This is a genomic window from Pseudomonas sp. 203-8 (genome assembly GCF_020708595.1).
GTDB lineage: Bacteria > Pseudomonadota > Gammaproteobacteria > Pseudomonadales > Pseudomonadaceae > Pseudomonas > Pseudomonas aeruginosa.
In genome coordinates, this window is the sequence record NZ_JAJFDF010000011.1 from 186,491 (window position 1) to 206,511 (window position 20,021).

The window sequence follows — 20,021 nt, forward strand, 5'->3', positions numbered from 1 at the left end:
TCCATTCAAACTTCCTCCATTTCATCAAGCAGGGCTTCCAGCTTGTTCAGTTTCGATGTGTCGACCTGCCCACCGGCCTTTTCCAGATTGCTGACGAAAAGCCCCAGGGTCGGGAATTGGAACAACAGTTGGGGGGTGAGCTTCATGCCCAGCTCCAGTTGAATGCGCGAAATCACGTTGATGGCCAGCAGCGAGTGCCCGCCGAGTTCGAAGAAATGGTCGTCGAGGCCAACCCGCTGGAGTTTCAGCACCTCCTGCCAGATCGCCGCGACCTGGCATTCCAGCTCGCTGCGCGGCGCCACGTAGGCCTCCTGAAGGAGACTGGCGTCAGGCGCCGGCAGAGCCTTGCGGTCGACCTTGCCGTTGGGGCTCAGCGGCAGGCGTTCGAGGAACAGCAGGTGCGCCGGCACCATGTATTCGGGGAGGCTGTCGCGCAGCAGGGCCTTCAGCTCGTTGCGCAGCGCGGCCTGTACCTCCAGCGTGGCGCTAGCCAGCGCTTCCGCTTGCGGCACCAGATAGGCCACCAGCTGCGCCCCGGCAGCACCCTCGACGGCGATGACCAGGGCCTCGCGCACCGCCGGGTGCTCGCCGAGGCAGGCCTCGATCTCGCCCAGTTCGATGCGGAAGCCACGGACCTTGACTTGATGGTCGACCCGGCCGACGTACTCGATCACCCCGTCGGCGCCGTAGCGTGCCAGATCGCCGGTGCGGTACAGGCGGCCGCCGCCCTGCTCGTCGAACGGATCGGGAATGAAGCGTGCGGCCGTCAGGTCGGGACGCTTGAAATAGCCACGCGCCAGCAGCTCGGCGCCGATCACCAGCTCGCCGACCGCCCCGACCGGCGCCGGTTGCCCGGCATCGTCCAGCAGATAGATGGCGCGGCCCGGCAGCACCTTGCCGATCGGCATGGTCGCCGGGATCGCCTTGCTGCCGTCGACGTAGGGCGCGCAATCCAGGGTGGTGACCGTGACGGTCGCCTCGGTGGGGCCGTAGGTGTTGAGCAGGCGCACATGCTCCAGCCCGGCGGCCTTCCATGCCACCAGGCTTTCCGGCGGCATCGCCTCGCCCCCGGCGTGGACCTGACGGAGCGCGCCGTAGTCGCGCACGCCCTGGTTGGCGAAGTCCTTGGCCAGCATGTTCCAGTAGGCGGTAGTCAGGTCCACCGTGGTGATGCGTCGCTCGACGATCTCCCGGTACAGCGTCTCGCTGTCCCAGATCTCGGTGCCGCGCAGCACCACCGAGGCGCCACAGGCGAGCGGTGGGTAGAGCTGCTCGACGAAGCCGTCGAAATTGAAGGTGGAGAATTGCAGCACCCGGTCGTCCGGCCCGATGCCGAAGAACTCCAGCGAAACGTGGGTATGCCGCGACAGGCTCTCTCGGCTGATGCCGACGCCCTTGGGACGGCCGGTGGAACCGGAGGTGAACATCACGTAGGCGAGGTTCTGCGGATGCGCCCGCAACTGCGGGTCGCTCGCCGGACGGTCCTGCCAGTCCCGCGCCTGGTCGAGCGCCAGGCAGGCGATCCCGGAGGCCGCTGGCAGGCGTTGCAGCAGGTGGCTCTGGCTGAGCAACAGGGCGATGCCGCTGTCCTCGATCATGTAGCCGAGGCGCTCCTGCGGATATTCCGGGTCCAGCGGTACGTAGGCGCCGCCGGCCTTGAGCACCGCCAGCAGGCTGACGATCATTTCCAGCCCGCGCTCGACGGCGATCCCAACCAGCACGTCAGGCCCCACGCCCAGCTCGATCAGGCGGTGGGCCAGGCGGTTGGCCTGGGCGTTGAGCTCGCCGTAGCTCAGCTGGCGCTCCTCGAAGAGCAATGCCACCCGCTCGGGCTCCATCGCCGCGCGGCTGGCGAACAGCTGCTCGACGCTGCGCTCGTCCGGATAGCGTCCCGGGTTGCGCCCCCAGTCGAAGATCGCCTGGCGCCGCTCCGCTGCTTCCAGCAGCTGGAACTCGGCCAGGCAGGTGCTGGCCGGACGCTCGACCATCTGCGCCAGCAGGTGCGTCAGGTGACGATCCAGGCGCGCCACGCTGGCGTCGTCGAAATGCTCGCGGTCATAGGCGAACTGCAGTTCCAGGCGCTGCCCCAGGCTTACGCTGAGGGTCAACGGGTAGTTGGTCTGCTCGTGGTTGCCCACGGCACCGAAAGCCAGGCCTTGCGAGGCCTGCTGCTGGAGCATCTGCGAAACGGGGTAGTTCTCGAACACCAGGATATTGTCGAACAGCGCCTCGCCGCCCTGCCCGGCCCAGCGCTGGATGTCGTACAGCGGCGTGTGTTCGAATTCGCGCAGGGCCAGGTTCTCGCCCTGCACCGCCTGCAGCCACGACGCCAGGCTCTGCTGCGGAAGCGGGGTAGCGATGACCGGCAGGGTATTGATGAACAGGCCGATCTGCTCCTCGATACCGTTCAGTTCCGCCGGGCGACCGGCGACAGTAGCGCCGAAGGCCACGCTGTCCTGTCCGGTATAGCGTTGCAGCAACATCAGCCAGGCGGCCTGGACCAGGGTATTGACGGTGATCTTCTGCTCGCGGGCCAGCTCGGCCAGGCGCCGGGTCTGCTCGCCATCGAGCTCGCGCAACCGTTCCGCGTAGCCCTTGCCGCGCTGCTTGGCCTGGGCGATCGACTGCCCCAGGCGGGTCGGCTCGTCCAGTTGGCGCAGGCGCGGCAGCCAGAAGGCCTCGGCGAGCGCGGCGTCCTGGCGCTGCAACCAGGCGATGTAGTCGCGATAGCGGCCGCCGGAGCGCGGCGGCGTTTCGCCACGGTAGCGCTGCAGTACCTCGCCGAGCAGCTGCGAGTTGCTCCAGCCGTCCATCAGGATATGGTGATTGGTGTAGATCAGGTGGTAGCGCTCTTCGTCCGTGCGCACCAGTACCAGGCGTAACAGCGGCGCCTCGCTCAGGTCGAAGCCCAGCCGGCCTTCGCCGGCAGCCAGCTCGTCGAGGGCCGCCGCCAGGTCCTCGCGACCGCGCCAGTCAAGTACGCTGAACGGCACCTCGACACGCTTGCGCACCACCTGCAGCGGCGTCTCGAAGGCGCCCTGCCAGAGGAACCCGCTGCGCAACACATCGTGCTCGTCCAGCGCCGCCTGCCAGGCCGCGCGGAAGCTCTCCGGATGCAGACCGTCGACGTCGACCCGCAGTTGATTGATGTAATCGCCGGCCTCCTGCTGGTACAGACTGTGGAACAGCATGCCCTGCTGCATCGGCGATAGCGGGTAGAGGTCCTCGACTTCGCAGGGCGCCAGCGGCAATTGGTCGAGACGCGCCTGGTCAAGGCGCGCCAGCGGGAAGTCCGAGGGCGTCAGACCCTGGCCCTCGGCCACGCGGCAGTGGGCGATCAGCGCCAGCAGTTCGTCGCGATAGGCGTCGGCCAGGCGCTGGATGCTGGCGATTTCGAAGCGCTCGCCGCTGAAGCTCCAGTCGATGCGTAGTTCGCCGCCATAGATGCGTCCGTTCAGCGCCAGCCAATTGGCCAGCGGCGCGTCCGGGCTCTGGTCGTCGCCGGCACGCTCGCCGGCCGGAACGAACAATGCGCCCTCCTCCATGGCGAAACTGCCGTCGAACTGGCCGAGGTAGTTGAAGGTGATGCGCGGCACCGGCAACCCGGCCAGGGCTGCCTGGCTCGCCGCGCTGCCCAGGTAGCGCAGGGCGCCGAAGCCGATGCCCTTGTTCGGCACCGCGCGCAGTTGCTCCTTGATGCCCTTGATCGATGCGGCGATGCCCTCGGCCGGCGTCAGGCGTAGCGGGAACAGGCTGGTGAACCAGCCCACCGTGCGCGTCAGGTCGATCTCGGCGAAGAGTTCTTCGCGACCATGTCCTTCCAACTGGATCAACGCATCGACCTGCCCGGTCCAGCGGCAGATCACCCGCGCCAGCGCGGCCAACAGCAGGTCGTTGACCTGGGTGCGGTAGGCGGCCGGCGCTTCCTGCAGCAATTGCCGGGTCGCCTCGGCGTCCAGTCCGCAACTGACCGAACGGGCATGGCGGTTGCTCTGGTCGCCCAGCGGGTCGAGGCACGGCAGGTCGCTGGAGGCGCCCTGCAATTGCCCTTGCCAGTACGCCAGTTCGCCATCCAGGCCGCCGTCACCGGCAAACGCCCGCAGGCGCTCGGCCCAATCCCTGAAGGCGCTGGTCTTGGCCGGTAGCTCGACGGCCTGACCCGCCAGCAACTGCCGGTAGGCGGTCTGCAGGTCTTCGAAGAGAATACGCCAGGACACGCCATCCACTACCAGATGGTGGATAACCAGCAGCAGGCGCTGGCTGCCGTCGTCGAAAGTCGCCAGCAGGGCGCGCAACAACGGCCCATCGGCCAGGTCGAGACTGCGCTGGACTTCGTCGGCAAGCGCCCGCAGCGCCGCCAGGTCGGCGACCCGAGCGACGCGGAGCAGCGCCGCAGCGCCCTCTTCCACACCCCGGTGGCGCGCCGTCCAGCCGGCCGCCTCGCGGGTGAAGGACAGGCGCAACGCATCGTGGTGCGCCAGCACGCCCCGCAGGGCCTGCTCAAGGTGCCGGGCATCGAGCGGCTCGCGGGCTTCCAGGAGTACCGACTGGTTCCACCAGTGGCGCTCGGCGACCTCTTCGGCGAAGAAACCCTGCTGGATCGGCAGCAACGGCGTGACGCCGGTCACCGGTCCCTGGTCGATCGCCAGCACCTGCGTACCGCTCTCGGCCAGCGGAGCCAGGGCACCGATGGTCTGCGCCTCGAAGAGCATCTTCGGAGTGAAATGGATGCCGAGCTGGCGCGCACGGCTGACCACCTGCAGGGAAATGATGGAATCGCCGCCGATCTCGAAGAAGTTGTCGGCCAGGCCGACCTGCTCCAGCTTCAGCACCTCCGCCCAGATCGTCGCCAGTTGTCTTTCCACTTCGCTGCGCGGTGCCTGGTAGTCGCGTTGCTGCTGGTCGGCACTGGGCTTGGGCAGGGCCTTTCGATCCAGCTTGCCGTTGGGGGTCAGCGGCATGCACGCCAGGAACAGCAGATGCGCCGGCAACATATACTCGGGCAAGCGTTCCTTCAGCGCCTTGCGCAAGGCGTCGCGGCAGGCCGCCTGGGCACCGGCATCCTCGACCAGCGCCGGATCCTGCGGGACCACGTAGCCGACCAGTTGCTGGCCGCTGGCACCCGCCTGGGCGACCACCACCGCCTCGCGCACCGCCGCCTGCTCGCGCAGGCGTGCCTCGATCTCGCCCAGCTCGATACGGAAACCGCGGATCTTCACCTGGTGGTCTACCCGTCCCAGGTAGTCCACCACGCCATCCGCCCGCCCACGGGTCAGGTCACCGCTGCGATACAGGCGGCTGCCGGGCGCGCCGAAGGGATCCGGCACGAAACGTTCGGCGGTCAGTGCCGGACGCTCCAGGTAACCGCGCGCCACGCCTTCTCCGCCAAGGTACAGCTCACCGGCCACACCGACCGGCAGCAGGTTCAACTGGGCATCGAGGATGTAGCCACTGCGATTGCCCAGCAGCGTACCTATCGGCATGTAGGCGGCGCCACAGGGGTCGTCCGGGCGGGCTTTCCAGAGCAGCGGGGTGACCACCGTTTCGGTCGGTCCGTAGCCGTTGAACAGGTATTGCGGGCGTAGCGCGCGCCAGGCCAGGTCGTAGCTGGCCTGCGCCACCGCGTCGCCGCCGAAGCAGTAGACCCGGGCCGCCGGCGGGTTGCCGTCGCGCTCGGCGTGCTCGGCCAGTTGCTGCAGATAGACCGGCGGGAACACCGCGACGGTGACGCCGTGGCGATGCATCTGCGCGTAGGTCTGCTCCGGCAGCCACAGGCTGTCGTCGCGGATCAGCACCCGCGCACCGTTGATCAACGGGTGCATCCAGCCTTCATGGGAGCCGTCGAAGGCGAACGACATGAAGTGCAGCTCGCAGTCCGCCGGGGTCATCTCGTAGCGCTCGCCGGTAGCCACGATGTGCGCCGCCAGCGGGCCGTGGGACACTGCCACGCCCTTGGGCATGCCGGTGGAGCCGGAGGTGTAGATCACATAGGCCAGGTTGTCGCCATGCAGCGCCACCTCTGGATCATGGGCGGGGAAACCGGCCCACTCCTGTTCGCGGTCCAGGCACAGGCAGGACAGCCCGTCGGGAATCGGCAGTCGGTCGAGCAGGTGGCTCTGGGTCAGCAGCAGGTGCGCGCGGCTGTCCTGCATCATGTACAGCAGGCGTTCGCGCGGGTACTCGATGTCCAGGGGCACGTAGGCGCCGCCGGACTTCAGCACGGCGAGGAAGGCAATCATGATTTCCGCACTGCGCTGCATGGCGATCGCCACCCGCACCTCGGGACCGACGCCGCGGGCGATCAGCGCATGTGCCAGGCGATTGGCCCGGCTGTCCAGCTCGGCGAAGCTCAGCACCTGGTCGTCGAACAGCACCGCCGGCGCGTCCGGGGCCAGGCGTGCGCGCTCCGCCACCCGCTGGTGGATCAGCGGCGAAGCGGGGAAGCCCGACTCGCTGCGGTTCCACAGCGAATCGATCAGCGCGCGCTCCTCGGCATCCAGCAGGCTCAGCTCGACCAGAGTCCGTTCGGCGTTGTCGACGAAGCCTTCGAGCAAGTTCAGCAGGTGCCGGTCCAACTGCTCGACCGCGGCATCGGAAAACGCCTGACGGTCATAGCTGTATTGCAGCGACAGACTGTCGCCGACGCCCAGGGCGACGGTCAGCGGGTAGTTGGTCTGTTCATGATTGCTCACCGGGCCGAAGCGCACGCCGCCTGGCGACCCCTTTTCCAGGGCTTCGGCCACAGGGTAGTTCTCGAATACCAGCAGGCTGTCGAACAGCGCCTCGCCGAGCCCGGCCCAACGCTGGATCTCGAACAGCGGCGTGTGCTCCTGCTCGCGCAGCGCCAGGCTGCGCGCCTGCACCTCCTGCAACCAGTCGGTGAGGCGCATGCCCGGTTGCGGTGTGGCGACCACCGGCAGGGTATTGATGAACAGGCCGATCTGCCTTTCGATCCCGGCCAGTTCGGCGGGACGGCCGGCGACGGTGGCGCCGAAGACCACCGTATCCTGCCCGGTGTAGCGTTGCAGCAGTAGCGACCAGGCGGCCTGCACCAGGGTATTGAGGGTCACCGCGTGCCGCTGGGCGAACGTCTTCAGGCGCGCGGTGCGTGCCGGCGGCAGGCTGCGCTGGAACTGGCCGCTGCCGACCTGCTCGCGCTCGGCGGCGACCGCCTGGGCCAGGCGTGTCGGCTCCAGCAGTTCCGCCAGTTGTTCTTTCCAGAATGCTTCGCTGACGCGCTTGTCCTGTGCCTGCAGCCAGGTGATGTAGTCGCGGTAGCGCCCACCCGTGCGCTCGGCCTGTTCGCCGGTGTAGCGAGCGAGCACCTCGCCGAGCAGCTGCGCGCTGCTCCAGCCATCCAGCAGGATGTGGTGGTGGGTGTAGACCAGGTGGTAGCGCTCTTCGTCCATACGCACCAGGACCAGCCGCAGCAAGGGCGCCTGCTCCAGCTCGAAACCCCGCCGGCGTTCGCTCGCGGCCAGCTCGTCGAGAGCCTCGGCGAGCGCTTCGCGACCACGCCAGTCATGCTCGGCGAACGGCAGTTCGAGGTGTTTGTGGATCACCTGGAGCGGCTGCTCCAGATCGCCCTGCCAGAGGAAGCCGGCGCGCAGGATGTCATGACTGTCCAGCGCCGCCTGCCAGGCGGCGCGGAAGCGCGCGGGATCGAGTCCATGGACGTCGACTCGGAGCTGGTTCAGGTAATCGCCGGAAGCCTGCTCGTAGAGCGAGTGGAACAGCATGCCGTGCTGCATCGGCGACAGCGGGTAGATGTCCTCGATCCGCGCCAGAGGCAGGCGATCCAACTGCTCCTGGCGCAACGTCGCGAGGGGGAAGTCCGACGGCGTGGCGCCGACGTTGCCCTCCTGGCAGCAATGCTCGATCAGCGCGTGCAGCTCCCGCGCGTAGTCATCGACCAGGCGCTGGACGGTCGCCTCGGCGAACATTTCCCGGCTGAAGCTCCAGTGCAGGCTCAGCTCGCCGCCGTAGACCTGGCCTTCGATGCTCAACCAGTTGGCCAGCGGGGCGCACGGATCCTGGGCGGCGCCGGCGCTTTCCGTGGCCGGTACCAGCAGCGCCGCTCCATCGAACTGACGGTCGAACCGGCCCAGGTAATTGAAGGTGATCCGCGGCTGCGGCAGTGCGGCCAGGCGGGTCGCAGCCTCCTCTCCAGCCAGGTAGCGCAGCAGGCCGTAGCCGACACCCTTGTCCGGCACGCCGCGCAGTTGCTCCTTGATCGCCTTCAGCGACTCGCCGAGGTCCGCGGCCGGGGTCAGGCGCAGCGGGAACAGGCTGGTGAACCAGCCCACCGTGCGGCTCAGGTCGATGGCCTCGCCGAGGTCCTCGCGGCCGTGCCCTTCGAGCTGCACCAGCACGCTGGCGTCGCCGCTCCAGCGGCAGGTCGCACGGGCCAGGGCGGTCAGCAGCAGGTCGTTGACCTGGGTCCGGTAGGCCGCCGGGGCTTCCTGCAGCAACTGCCGGGTACGCTCGGCGTCCAGGGTCAGGACGAGCTTGCGCTCATGGCGGTTTTCCAGGGCTCCGTGCGGGTTTTCGCATGGCAGCGCATGCGGAGCGTCGTGCAGTTGCGCCTGCCAGTAGTCGAGTTCGTCCAGGCGCGCGCCGGCCTGTTCGTGCAGGTGCCGGCTCCAGGCCTGGTAGGAACTGCTACGCGGCCCGAGATCGGCGTCGAGGTCGGCATAGAGACGCTGCAGGTCTTCCAGCAGGATGCGCCAGGACACCCCGTCCACCGCCAGGTGGTGGATGACCAGCAGCAGGCGCTGGCTGCCGTCGGCCATGTCCACCAGCAGTGCACGCAGCAGCGGCCCCTGTTCGAGGTCGAGGCTGCGCTGGGCTTCTTCGCAAAGCGCCAGCAACGCCTCCTCGGACCCCGCCTGCCGGCGCCACAGCGGCTCGCCGGCCTGCTCGGCGTAGGCCTGGTGCCAGGCGCCGCGCTCTTCGCGGAAACGCAGGCGCAGGGCATCGTGCTGCGCCTGCAGGCGTTCCAGGGCACGCCCCAGCCGGTCGCCGTCGAGCGGCTGGCGCGCCTGCAACAAGAGAGACTGGTTCCAGTGCTGGCGGTTGGGAATCGCCCGCTCGAAGAACCAGCGCTGTACCGGCGCCAGCGCCACCTCGCCGCTTGCCGGCCCCTGTTCCGCCGTCGCCGCACCCGCCTTGGCCGCCAGGGCCAGGCTGCGGATGTTCTGGTGCTGGAACAGGTCGCGCGGGCTCAGTTGCAATCCGGCCTGGCGCGCACGGCTAACTACCTGGATCGAGACGATCGAGTCGCCGCCGAGGCTGAAGAAGTTGTCGTCCAGGCCGACCCGCTCAACGCCCAGCAGGTCCTGCCAGATTTCCGCCAGGGTTCGCTCCACTGCGTTGCGCGGTGCGCTGTAGCCTGCCTGCGCCACGCTTACTTCAGGCGCCGGTAGCGCCTTGCGATCCAGCTTGCCGTTCGGACTCAGCGGCATCCGCTCCAGCGCCAGCCACTGCGCCGGCACCATGTATTCCGGCAGGCTCGCCGCCAGGTGCGCGGCCAGCGCTTCGCGCCAGTCGCCGCCCTCGCTCTCCAGCACCACGTAGCCGACCAACTGCCTGCCGCCCACCGCCAGCACCGCCGCCTCGCGCACCCACGGATGCTCCAGCAGGCGCGCCTCGATCTCGCCCAGCTCGATGCGCAAGCCGCGCAGCTTCACCTGATGGTCGATCCGCCCGGAGTACTCGATCACCCCATCGGCGCGGTAGCGCGCCAGGTCGCCGGTGCGGTACATCCGCTCCCCAGCCACGAACGGGCTGGCGACGAAACGCTCGGCAGTCAGCCCCGGACGCTGGTGGTAGCCACGGGCCAGGCCCTGCCCGGCCAGGTACAGCTCGCCGAGCACGCCCACCGGCACCGGCTCCAGGTTGCCATCGAGGATGTAGCAGGCCAGGTTGGCGATCGGCCGGCCGATCGGCACCGCGTCCTTGCCCTCCTCCACGCAGGTCCAGTGGGTGACGTCGATGGCCGCCTCGGTCGGGCCATAGAGGTTATAGAGGCCGGCCTGCGGCAGCTTGGCGAACACCTGCTGCTGGGCGTCCGCCGGCAGCGCCTCGCCGCTGCAAACGATGCGTTTCAGGCTGGTGCAGGAGGCGACGTCTTCATCCTGCAGGAAGGCCTGCAGCATCGACGGCACGAAGTGCAGCGTATCGATCCCTTCGCGGTTGATCAGCTCCACCAGCTTCGCCGGGTCGCGATGGTCGCCCGGCGCGGCCACCACCAAACGCGCCCCGCTCATCAGCGGCCAGAAGAACTCCCAGACCGACACGTCGAAGCTGAACGGGGTCTTCTGCAACACCGTGTCGCCGACGCCCAGGCCGTAGGCCTGCTGCATCCAGCACAAGCGGTTGCTCAGCGCCGAATGGCGGTTGCCGGCACCCTTGGGCTTGCCGGTGGAACCGGAGGTGTAGATGACATAGGCGAGGTTCTCGCCGTTCAGCTCGATCCCTGGATTGTTCTCGGCATGGTTTTCCAGCCAGGCATCGGCCTGGTCCAGGTCGATCCGTTGCACACCTTGCGCCAGCGGCAGCTTCAGGTGCGACTGGCTAAGCAGCAGCTCCACACCGCTGTCCTCCAGCATGTAGGCCTGGCGCTCCTCGGGATATTCCGGGTCCACCGGCACGTAGGCGCCCCCGGCCTTGAGGATCGCCATCAGTGCCACGACCATCTCGATGGAGCGCTCCATGGCCACGCCCACCAGGCGGTCCGCACCGACCCCGCGCTCGGTCAGGGCATGCGCCAGGCGGTTGGCCCGGCGGTTCAGCTCGGCGTAGTCCAGGCGCTCCTCGCCGAAGGCCAGCGCCGGCGCCGTCGGCGTGCGCTCGACCTGCTCCTCGAACAACCGGTGCACGCCGCGTTGCAGCGGGTACTCGGCCGCAGTGGCGTTCCAGCCTTCCAGCAACTGGTAGCGCTCCTCGGCATCGAGCATCGGCAGCGAGTCGACGCTGGCCTGCGGGTTTTCCAGCATGCCGCGCAGCAGGTTCTGCCAATGCCGCGCCATGCGCTCGACGGTCCGCGCCTCGAACAGGTCGGTCGCGTAGGTCAGCGCGGCGTACAGGCGGCCGCCCTTCTCGTAGGTATCCAGGCTCAGGTCGAACTGGGTGGTACGGCTCTTCCAGTCGAGCTGGCCGAAGCTCAGGCCGGCCACGCTGTCCAGCGCCTCGATGTCGGCCACCAGCGGCTGGTGGTTGTACATCACCTGGAACAGCGGGCTGTGGCTCAGGCTGCGCTCGACCTTGAACGCCTCGACCAGGCGTTCGAACGGCAGATCCTGATGGGCCTGGGCGCCAAGCACGGTGTCCTTGAGCCCGGCCAGCAGGGTCGCCACCGACGTGCGGCCGTCGAATACCGAGCGCAGCACCTGGGTGTTGACGAACAGGCCGATCAGCCCTTCCACCTCGGCGCGGTTGCGGTTGGCGATGGGGACGCCGACCCGCAGGTCGGTCTGCCCGCTATAGCGTTGCAGGAGGATATTGAAGCCGCCGAGCAACAGCATGAACAGGGTCAGCCCCTGGCGTCGGGCGGTGCCGCGCAGGGCCTCGGCCAGGGCCGGCTCGATGCTGAACTCGTAACGGCTGCCACGGTAGCTGGGAACCGCCGGACGCGGGTGGTCGGTCGGCAACTCCAGGACCGGATGCCGCTCGCCGAGCTTGCCGCGCCAGTACTCCAGCTGGCGCTCCTGCTCACCGGCCTCCAGCCAGCTGCGCTGCCACAGGGCGTAATCGGCGTACTGGATCGGCAAGGCCGACAGGCCGGGCTCCGCGCCAGTCGCATAGGCACTGTAGAAACGACTGAATTCTTCGATCAGCACGTTCATCGACCAGCCGTCGGACACGATGTGATGCAGGGTCAACAGCAGCACATGCCGCTCCTCGCCCAGGCGGATCAGGCGGACCCGCAGCAACGGCCCCTCGCACAGGTCGAACGGCTGCAACGACTCGCGCTGCGCCTCCTCGCGCAGGCGGGCTTCCTGCTCGGCCTCGGGCAGGCCGCTGCAATCCTCGAAGGCAACCTCCAGCGGGCGTTGCAGGGGCGCCTGCGCCAGGCTGTCGTCGGCGCCGCGCGGGAACACCGTGCGCAGGGTTTCGTGACGCTGCACCAGGCTGGCGAAGGCGCGCTCCAGCGCCTGGCGGTCCAGCGGCCCGTTCAGGCGCACCGCGCTGGGCAGGTTGTAGGCGCCGCTCTGTGGCTCCAGGTGCCAGAGGAACCACATGCGCTGCTGGGCGTAGGACAGGCGGTCGCGCTCGGCCGAAGACACGCCGGCCGGAATCGGGAACAGCGAGAAATCGATTCCCTCCCCTCGCAGGGTTTCGAGGAAGACCCGACGCTTCTCAACGGGTAATTCGATAAAGCGGCGGGCGAGCTTGAGGGAATCTTCTGCGTTCATCGGTCTTCTTCCGTGCACATGGGCAACGAGCGCGGGGCTCGGTCATTCATGTGAAACGGACGACACATCGTGAAAATTAACCGGACAGCGACTTCCGGTCGCACCTTGGCCGATCGGTTTTTTTGCATAGCCATCAGGCGTTTACGGAAGCCCTCGGACAAGCCGCCGGCGCCAGGCTGAAAGCAACTGCGAAACATTTGCTTTCATCTTCCCCTTCAGGTTCTACCGGCCTCATTCGTCCTATATGGATGAACGGGGCGCATCCAGTCCCCGCAACCCATGGTCGGTGCCCACGACCCCTAACCTACCGTTAGCCTCATGTCGAAAAAGTCCCGCTCCAGACTCTGGTTCCTCGTCCACAGCTGGCTGGCCCTGCCCATCTGGTTCTTCGTCCTGATCGTCTGCGTCACCGGCACCCTGGCGGTGGTCAGCCAGGAGATCGTCTGGCTGGCCAACCCGGAAATCCGTGCCAGCAAGCCAAGCGACTCCGCCGAACCGCTGAGCTACAGCCAGGTCCTCGCCAGCATCAATCAGACCCGGCCCGAGCTGAAGGTCGAATCGATCGAACGCCCCGACGAATCCCACTTCGCCCTGACCGTGGATGTCAGCTATCCCGACGGCAGCAGCGCTGCGCTCTACGTGAATCCCTACACAGGTACCATCCAGGGCAAGAGCCCCCACTTCGATTTCCGCCAGTTCACCCGTGCCTTGCACGGCTGGTGGCTGGTTCCGTTCAACAATGGCTACAGTTGGGGCTGGTACCTGGTTTCGTTGCTCGGCCTGCCGATGTTGGCCTCGCTGGTCACCGGTCTGGTGGTCTATAAACGATTCTGGAAGGGTTTCTTCAGACCACGCCTGCGCATCAGCCAGGGCGCGCGCATCTTCTGGGGCGATTTCCACCGCCTGAGCGGCATCTGGTCGATCTGGTTCATCGCCGTGATCTCCATCACCGGCACCTGGTTCCTGATCCAGGCGATCCTCGCCGACAATCACATCACTCTCTCCAGCGAAGGCCCGCCGCCGGTCATCGCCCGCAGCGAGGTGCCGCTCTCGCCTTCCGGCCAGCCGGCTGTGCAGATCGACCTCGACGAGGCCGTGCGCATCGCCACTCGGGACATTTCCGGCTTGGAAGCCAGCGGGCTGTTCCTCCCCGGCAACGCCTACAGCCCGCTCTATGTCTATGGCCGCGGCTGGTACCCGCTGATGTACCAGTCGGCAGCGATCAATCCCTACAACGGCAGGATCGAGTCTTCCCGCCTGCTCGGCGACCGCACCCCGCTGGAGTTCGTCACCGAATCCATGCGTCCCCTGCACACCGGCGATTTCGGCGGTATCTGGGTCAAGCTGATCTGGTTCGTCTTCGGCCTGCTGCTGAGCATGATGGTGCTCAGCGGCCTGCTGATCTGGAGCAAGCGCACCGCACAGGCCACCGCCGCGCTGGTCAAGCGCGGCAAGCGCCCGGCGCGCCAGCCAAAACCGGCCAAGCCGGCGCCGGTAATGGCCAACCAGACCGCGGAGGGACAGCCATGAGCAAGGCCGCCGTTGCCCAGCCCGTTTCGCCGCTGCGCCAGTTCTGGCTGCGCTGGCGTTTCCACCTGAACGTTCTGCTGATCCTGATCCCACTCGGTTTCATGCCGCGTTATTTCGCCGACGTCGCACTGTTCCGCGGCACCAGCGGCCTCGGCGAACGAGAGGCGGGCGAGATCCAGGTCGGCCCCTGGAGCCTGCGCCTGGCGGAAATGCGTATCGAACCGCCGCACGACGAAGGCCCCGCCGGCTTCATGAAGGACTTCAATGCCGCCCTCTGCCAGGCCTGCATTCCCCAGGTCAAGGCGACCTACCTGCGCATCGGCAAGCCGCGCAGCCTGCGTGCCGCCGGGGTGATCTTCTTCGGCAGCCCCTACCGCATGGGCACCAGCGTGCCGATCCCGCCGCGCACCCGGCCCGACGCCGAGCTGTGGATCACCATGGAAGGCTGGGACGGCTCCATGCACCAGGCTTCCATTCCCCTGGCCGAGGCATCCCCCGCCACCGTGGCCTGGCTGAACAAACGAGGTAAGCAATGAGCATCCACACCCGCCCCTGGCGCCTGCCCCTGGCCGCCCTGTTGCTCGGCCTGAGCGGCGCGGCCCTGGCGCACAACCCGATCTGCGAATGCGAGGAAGTGCAGGCCGGCGAGATCCGCTGCAAGGGCGGTTTCTCCGACGGCAGCGGCGCCCCCGGCGTAACCCTCGACGTGATCGGCTACGACGAGCAGATCCTGGTTCCCGGCAAGCTCGGCGCCGACTCGACCCTGACCTTCAAGCGTCCCGACGGCGAGTTCTACGTGCTGTTCGACGCCGGCCCCGGCCACGTGGTGGAAATCGACCACGCCGACATCGCCGCGCCATGAGCGTCGAAACCGTCCGCCCGGCCGGCGCCGGCCACGAGACCCTCTACGTACTGCTCGGCAGCGTGCTGATCCTGGCCCTCGCCGCCACGGTGGTCGGGCTGCGCCAGCAGTCCCATGAAGCGCAAGCCCTGGACGCCCACCAGGTGGACGCCCGGCTCGACCTGAATGCCGCCGAACAGGGCATCTATGCCGACCTGCAGGTCGCCGCCGAAGACATCCAGGCGCGCCTGGACGACGGCGAAGCCGCGCCCTCCGTCGACGAACTGGCCGCCGAGGGCTTCCCGCCCTTCGTCGCCGACGTCGCCGCAAGCAGCCGCGGCGAGCACCGCTGGAGCCACGGCGAAACCGCCGGGCGTCCGAGCTACCTGGGCGTCAGCGGCAAGCCCGGGGTGGCCGGCTCGTTCCTCCTGCTGCTCGGCCCCGCCGAAGTCTGGCTGAAGCCCGCCGCGGCCGCTGCCGGCGCCGTACCGGGCGACGCCCGAGCCCTGGCCGACGCCGGCTGGCGCCAGGTGGTCAGCCGCTTCGACGCCGGCGTGACCCGTCAGCACCGCCATTGATCGCACATCGACTCCACAGAAGGCGTTTTTCCATGCTGTTCTCCCGTCGTTCATCCCGTCCGCGCGGCCTCGCCGCCCTCCTCCCGGGCCGTGCCCTGCTGGCCGCCCTGCTGCTGGCCCTGCTCGCCCCGCTGGCCCAGGCCGAAGACGGCAAGCGCCTGCGCATCGGCATCACCCTGCATCCCTACTACAGCTACGTGAGCAACATCGTCGGCGACAAGGCCGAGGTGGTGCCGCTGATCCCCGCCGGTTTCAACCCGCATGCCTACGAGCCGCGTGCCGAGGACATCAAGCGCATCGGCACGCTCGACGTGGTGGTGCTCAACGGCGTCGGCCACGACGATTTCGCCGAGCGCATGATCGCCTCCAGCGAAAAGCCCGGCATCCCGGTGATCGAGGCCAACGCCAAGGTGCCGCTGCTGGCCGCCACTGGCATGGCCGCGCGCGGCGCCGGCAAGGTGGTCAACCCGCATACCTTCCTGTCCATCAGCGCCTCGATCACCCAGGTCAACACCATCGCCCGCGAACTGGGCAAGCTCGACCCGGCCAACGCCAAGGTCTACACCCGCAACGCCCGGGCCTACGCCAAGCGCCTGCGGGCCCTGCGCGCCGACGCCCTGGCGCGGCTGAACAAGGCCCCGGCCGCCGACTTCCGCGTCGCCACCATCCACGGCGCCTACGACTACCTGCTGCGCGAATTCGGCCTGGAAGTCACCGCCGTGGTCGAGCCGGCCCACGGCATCGAGCCGAGTCCGAGCCAGTTGAAGAAGACCATCGACCAGCTCAAGGCGCTGGACGTGAAGGTGATCTTCTCCGAGATCGACTTCCCCTCCACCTACGTCGAGACCATCCAGCGCGAGTCCGGGGTGAAGCTCTATTCGCTGTCGCACATTTCCTATGGCGACTACAGCGCCGGCAAGTACGAGGAAGAAATGGCGCGCAACCTCGACACCGTGGTCCGCGCCATCCAGGAGTCCGGCGCATGACCGTGGCCGAACGGCTTTGCGCCACGCCTTGCGGGCCGGCCATCGAGTTCGCCGGGATCGACCTGAGTCTCGGCGGCAGCCGCATCCTCGATGGCGTGCGCCTGCGCGTCGAGGCCGGTAGCGTGCACGCGCTGGTCGGACCGAACGGCGGCGGCAAGAGTTCGCTGGTCAAGACCCTGCTCGGGCAGATGCCGCATCGCGGCGAGCTGCGCCTGGAGTGGCCCGGCGCGCCCGGCTGCATCGGCTACGTGCCGCAGGCGCTGGAGTTCGACCGCGGCCTGCCGCTCACCGTCGACGATTTCATGGCCGCCATGTGCCAGCGCCGTCCGGCCTTCCTCGGCCTGTCGCGCAGCCGGCGCCCGGCGATCGACGCGGCCCTGGAACGGGTCGGCATGCTGGCCAAGCGCGGTCGGCGCATGGGCGCCCTCTCCGGCGGCGAGCGCCAGCGCGTGCTGCTGGCGCAGGGCCTGGTACCGCCGCCGCAACTGCTGGTGCTGGACGAACCGATGTCGGCCCTCGACGAGGGCGGCATCCAGGTCTTCGAGCGGCTGCTGCTGGACTGGCGCCAGGCCGGCGTCACCGTGCTCTGGATCGAGCACGACCTGGAGGCCGTCGGCCGCCTCGCCGACCGGGTCAGCGGTCTCAACCGCCACCTGCTGTTCGACGGTCCGGCGGCCAGCAGCCTGACCCCGGAACGCCTGCTCACGCTGTTCTCCACCCAGCCCCGGAAGAACGCGGAGGCCAGCCGATGAACGACGCCTACGAACAACTGCGCCAGGCCGTCCAGGCCTGGGCCGCCGCCGGCTACCTGCCGGAGACCCTGGCCTACGGCTTCGTCGTCAACGCGCTCCTCGCCGGCCTGCTGATCGGCCCGGTGCTCGGCGGCCTCGGCACCCTGGTGGTGGTCAAGCGCTTCGCCTTCTTCTCCGAGGCGGTCGGCCACGCCGCGCTCACCGGCGTGGCCATCGGCATCCTTCTCGGCGAGCCCTACACCGGGCCCTACGGCAGCCTGTTCGGCTACTGCCTGCTGTTCGGCGTCCTGCTCAACTACCTGCGCAACCGCACCGGCCTGGCCCCGGACACCCTGATCGGGGTGTTCCTCTCGGTGTCCCTGGCGCTCGGCGCCAGCCTGTTGCTGGTGCTGGCGGGCAAGATCAACGTGCATATCCTCGAGAACGTGCTGTTCGGCTCGGTGCTGACCGTGAACGGCCATGACCTCGCGGTGCTGGCGGCGGTCGCCATGCTGGTGCCGTGCCTGGCCCTGCCGCTGTACAACCGCATCATGCTGGCCAGCTTCAACCCGCAACTGGCGGCGGTGCGCGGGGTCGCGGTGAAGAGCCTGGACTACCTGTTCGTGGCCCTGGTGACCCTGGTCACCGTCGCCGCGGTGAAAGTGATCGGCGCGATCCTGGTCGGAGCCCTGCTGGTGATCCCGGCGGCGGCGGCGCGCCTGGTCAGCCAGTCGCTGAAAGGGTTCTTCTGGCTGGCGGTGCTGATCGCCACCGTCAGCACGCTGGCCGGTATCCTGTTGCCGATCATGTTCGACCTGCCGATTCCCTCCGGCGCCGCGATCATCCTGGTCGCCGGCCTGGCCTTCGGCCTCGCCGCCATCGCTCGCGGCTGCCTGCCGCACCTGAAAGGAACCCCCGGATGAACCTGAAACCCCATTGCCTCGCCCTGGCCCTGGCTTGCGCCGGACTCGCCGGCCCGCTCCCGGCCCTCGCCGCGACGCCGGCCGCGGCCCAGTCCGCGCCAGTCACGGTACTGGCCAGCCTGCCGGTCACCCACGCCCTCGCCGAACGCCTGCTGCGGGACACCGAGGTCAAGCTGCAACGGGTCGCCCCGGCCAACCTGCCGGCCAGCCGCCAGGCCTCGTTCTTCGCCGGGCGCGGCGCCGGCGGCCTGGCCAAGGCCGCCGGGCAGGCCGACGCGGTGATCGACCTGCGCTCGATCTGGAGCGACGACCCGCTCTACCCGCTGGCCCGCCGTAGCAATATCCGTATCGTCGAGATCGACGCCGCGCGTCCGGTGGACGGCGCCCTGCCCGGCATCGCCCTGCGCCCCGGCAGCGACCTGCATGCCTACCCCTGGCTCAACCCGACCAACCTGGGGCGCATGGCCGATGTCCTCGCCAGCGACCTGGAACGCCTGGCGCCCGGCGCCGCAGCGACCATCCAGGCCAACCTGGCGACGCTGAAGAAGCAATTGCTGGAAGCGACCGCCAGTAACGAGACTCGCCTGGCGAAGGCCGACAACCTCAGCGTGATCAGCCTCTCCGAACGCCTCGGCTACCTGCTCGCCGGGCTCAACCTGGACCCGCTGGACGTGGAGATCCAGGCCGACGACGGCTGGACCGAGACCAATATCCAGGCTTTCGCCGAGGAGCTGAAGAGCGAGGATATCGCCCTGGTCCTGCACCATCGCCAGCCACCCAAGCCCCTCGCCGATGCCATCGCCGCCAGCGGCGCACGCCTGGTAGTGGTGGACACCGAGGCGGCGGACCCGGTGGCCGGCCTGGAAAGCGACATGAAAGCGATAGTCGAAGGGCTGCTGGCCGGTCAAGGCTGAGCCGCGCCTCGTAACGAAAAAGGCCGGGGAGCGCTGCTCCCCGGCCTTTTTTTCGTCGACATCGGACCCGCCGCAGGGCCTATGGCGCCCTCGCGGGCATCAGCAGATCGCCGCCGACTCCACCGCCAACGCCGCGGCGCCCTGCCCCGCGCGCCAGGCCTCGACCTGGCGCTCGACGACCGCCAGCACCTCGGCCTCGCGCTGATGGATGAAGAAGTGCCCGCCGTCGAACAGTTCCAGTTCGAAACCGCTGCGGGTTTCCTCGGCCCAGGCCAGCAACTGTTCCTCGCTGGCCTTGTCCTCCCTGCCGCCAAGCGTTCGGATCGGACAGGCCAGCGGCGGGCGCCGCTGGTGACGATAGCTGCCGCAGAGCAGGAAATCGGCGCGCAGGATCGGCAGGGTCAGGCTCATCAGCTCGCGGTTGCCCAGCACCTCTTCCGGCGTACCTTGCAGGTCGCGCAGGTCGGCGATCAGCTCGGCGTCGCTCTTCGGTTCGGCGAAACCGCGGTCATACTCGGCGCGTCGCGACGGCGCCGCGGTGCCGCAGGCGAAGAACCCCAGCGGCGTCGGGCAACCCAGCTCGCGCAAGGCATACAGCACCTCGCAGGCGAGCAAGGCGCCGAGGCTGTGGCCGAGCATCGCGTAGGGGCCCTGGCGGACCTCGTCGTGCAGCTCGCGCGCCAGTTGCTGCGCCAGGCTCGCCAGGTCGGTCTGCAACGGCTCGGCCATCCGCGCCCCGCGCCCCGGCAACTCCACCGGACGCACCGCCAGCCAGGCCGGCAGCTTGCGCCGCCAGCGGCTGTAGGTCATGGCGCTGGCGCCGGAATACGGCAGGCAGAACAGCCGTACGGGCGTACCGCCCACTCAGCCGGCCGCCTTGTCCATGTGCTGGCGCAGGCTCAGCGGGCGCATGTCGGTCCAGACTTCCTCGATGTAGGCCAGGCAGTCCTTCTTCAGGCCGCTCTTGCCGGCCGCCCGCCAGCCCTGGGGAATCTCCTTGTATTCCGGCCAGATGGAATACTGCTCCTCATGGTTGACCACTACCTGGAACTGGATGTCGTCACGGTCGAACACTGAAGTCATTGCTTGCTCCTGATGGGAT

General features: G+C 68.4%; 11 protein-coding genes. 8 read left to right on the forward strand and 3 right to left on the reverse strand.

Annotated elements, in window-relative coordinates; genetic code table 11:
- Positions 1-5: 5 nt before the first annotated feature.
- Complete coding sequence (locus LJF27_RS25365; RefSeq protein WP_025921229.1) at positions 6-12,416, reverse strand: non-ribosomal peptide synthase/polyketide synthase; 12,411 nt, start codon at positions 12,414-12,416, stop codon at positions 6-8.
- A gap of 318 nt (positions 12,417-12,734) precedes the next feature.
- Here LJF27_RS25365 and LJF27_RS25370 point away from each other — a divergent pair, with 318 nt between their 5' ends.
- The 8 genes from LJF27_RS25370 to LJF27_RS25405 are packed head-to-tail and all read left to right on the forward strand — an operon-like array spanning position 12,735 to position 18,919.
- Positions 12,735-13,946: a PepSY-associated TM helix domain-containing protein gene (locus tag LJF27_RS25370; RefSeq protein WP_003143985.1), complete on the forward strand. Its 1,212-nt coding sequence runs from the start codon at positions 12,735-12,737 to the stop codon at positions 13,944-13,946.
- Positions 13,943-14,482: a hypothetical protein gene (locus LJF27_RS25375; RefSeq protein ID WP_003089621.1), complete on the forward strand. Its 540-nt coding sequence runs from the start codon at positions 13,943-13,945 to the stop codon at positions 14,480-14,482. Before LJF27_RS25370 ends, LJF27_RS25375 begins: the two co-directional genes overlap by 4 nt.
- Positions 14,479-14,808, forward strand: coding sequence for a hypothetical protein (locus tag LJF27_RS25380; RefSeq protein WP_003089624.1), 330 nt, complete (start codon positions 14,479-14,481; stop codon positions 14,806-14,808). Before LJF27_RS25375 ends, LJF27_RS25380 begins: the two co-directional genes overlap by 4 nt.
- On the forward strand, positions 14,805-15,365 hold the full coding sequence (locus tag LJF27_RS25385; protein ID WP_019371751.1) for a DUF6162 family protein: 561 nt from the start codon (positions 14,805-14,807) through the stop codon (positions 15,363-15,365). Before LJF27_RS25380 ends, LJF27_RS25385 begins: the two co-directional genes overlap by 4 nt.
- A 32-nt stretch (positions 15,366-15,397) precedes the next feature.
- Positions 15,398-16,351, forward strand: coding sequence for a metal ABC transporter substrate-binding protein (locus tag LJF27_RS25390; RefSeq protein WP_023116891.1), 954 nt, complete (start codon positions 15,398-15,400; stop codon positions 16,349-16,351).
- On the forward strand, positions 16,348-17,103 hold the full coding sequence (locus tag LJF27_RS25395) for a metal ABC transporter ATP-binding protein (protein WP_003106905.1): 756 nt from the start codon (positions 16,348-16,350) through the stop codon (positions 17,101-17,103). The genes LJF27_RS25390 and LJF27_RS25395 overlap by 4 nt, the downstream gene beginning before the upstream one ends.
- Positions 17,100-18,005 (forward strand): metal ABC transporter permease, encoded by a 906-nt coding sequence (locus tag LJF27_RS25400; protein WP_003143978.1) that lies wholly within the window; start codon positions 17,100-17,102, stop codon positions 18,003-18,005. The genes LJF27_RS25395 and LJF27_RS25400 overlap by 4 nt, the downstream gene beginning before the upstream one ends.
- Positions 18,002-18,919, forward strand: coding sequence for a metal ABC transporter solute-binding protein, Zn/Mn family (locus LJF27_RS25405; protein ID WP_003116922.1), 918 nt, complete (start codon positions 18,002-18,004; stop codon positions 18,917-18,919). The genes LJF27_RS25400 and LJF27_RS25405 overlap by 4 nt, the downstream gene beginning before the upstream one ends.
- Before the next feature lie 99 nt (positions 18,920-19,018).
- Here LJF27_RS25405 and LJF27_RS25410 read toward each other — a convergent pair whose 3' ends face one another.
- Together LJF27_RS25410 and LJF27_RS25415 are read right to left on the reverse strand one after the other, a co-directional pair.
- Entirely contained in the window at positions 19,019-19,783 is a 765-nt protein-coding gene (locus LJF27_RS25410) for a thioesterase II family protein (RefSeq protein ID WP_003105945.1), read from the reverse strand.
- Positions 19,784-20,002 (reverse strand): MbtH family protein, encoded by a 219-nt coding sequence (locus LJF27_RS25415; protein ID WP_003089636.1) that lies wholly within the window; start codon positions 20,000-20,002, stop codon positions 19,784-19,786.
- Between the last annotated feature and the right edge of the window lie 19 nt (positions 20,003-20,021).

Coding starts and splice junctions, on each gene's coding strand:
- LJF27_RS25365 (WP_025921229.1), bottom strand. CDS start 12,416: ATGAACGCAGAAGATTCCCTCAAGCTCGCCCGCCGCTTTATCGAATTA.
- LJF27_RS25370 (WP_003143985.1), top strand. CDS start 12,735: ATGTCGAAAAAGTCCCGCTCCAGACTCTGGTTCCTCGTCCACAGCTGG.
- LJF27_RS25375 (WP_003089621.1), top strand. CDS start 13,943: ATGAGCAAGGCCGCCGTTGCCCAGCCCGTTTCGCCGCTGCGCCAGTTC.
- LJF27_RS25380 (WP_003089624.1), top strand. CDS start 14,479: ATGAGCATCCACACCCGCCCCTGGCGCCTGCCCCTGGCCGCCCTGTTG.
- LJF27_RS25385 (WP_019371751.1), top strand. CDS start 14,805: ATGAGCGTCGAAACCGTCCGCCCGGCCGGCGCCGGCCACGAGACCCTC.
- LJF27_RS25390 (WP_023116891.1), top strand. CDS start 15,398: ATGCTGTTCTCCCGTCGTTCATCCCGTCCGCGCGGCCTCGCCGCCCTC.
- LJF27_RS25395 (WP_003106905.1), top strand. CDS start 16,348: ATGACCGTGGCCGAACGGCTTTGCGCCACGCCTTGCGGGCCGGCCATC.
- LJF27_RS25400 (WP_003143978.1), top strand. CDS start 17,100: ATGAACGACGCCTACGAACAACTGCGCCAGGCCGTCCAGGCCTGGGCC.
- LJF27_RS25405 (WP_003116922.1), top strand. CDS start 18,002: ATGAACCTGAAACCCCATTGCCTCGCCCTGGCCCTGGCTTGCGCCGGA.
- LJF27_RS25415 (WP_003089636.1), bottom strand. CDS start 20,002: ATGACTTCAGTGTTCGACCGTGACGACATCCAGTTCCAGGTAGTGGTC.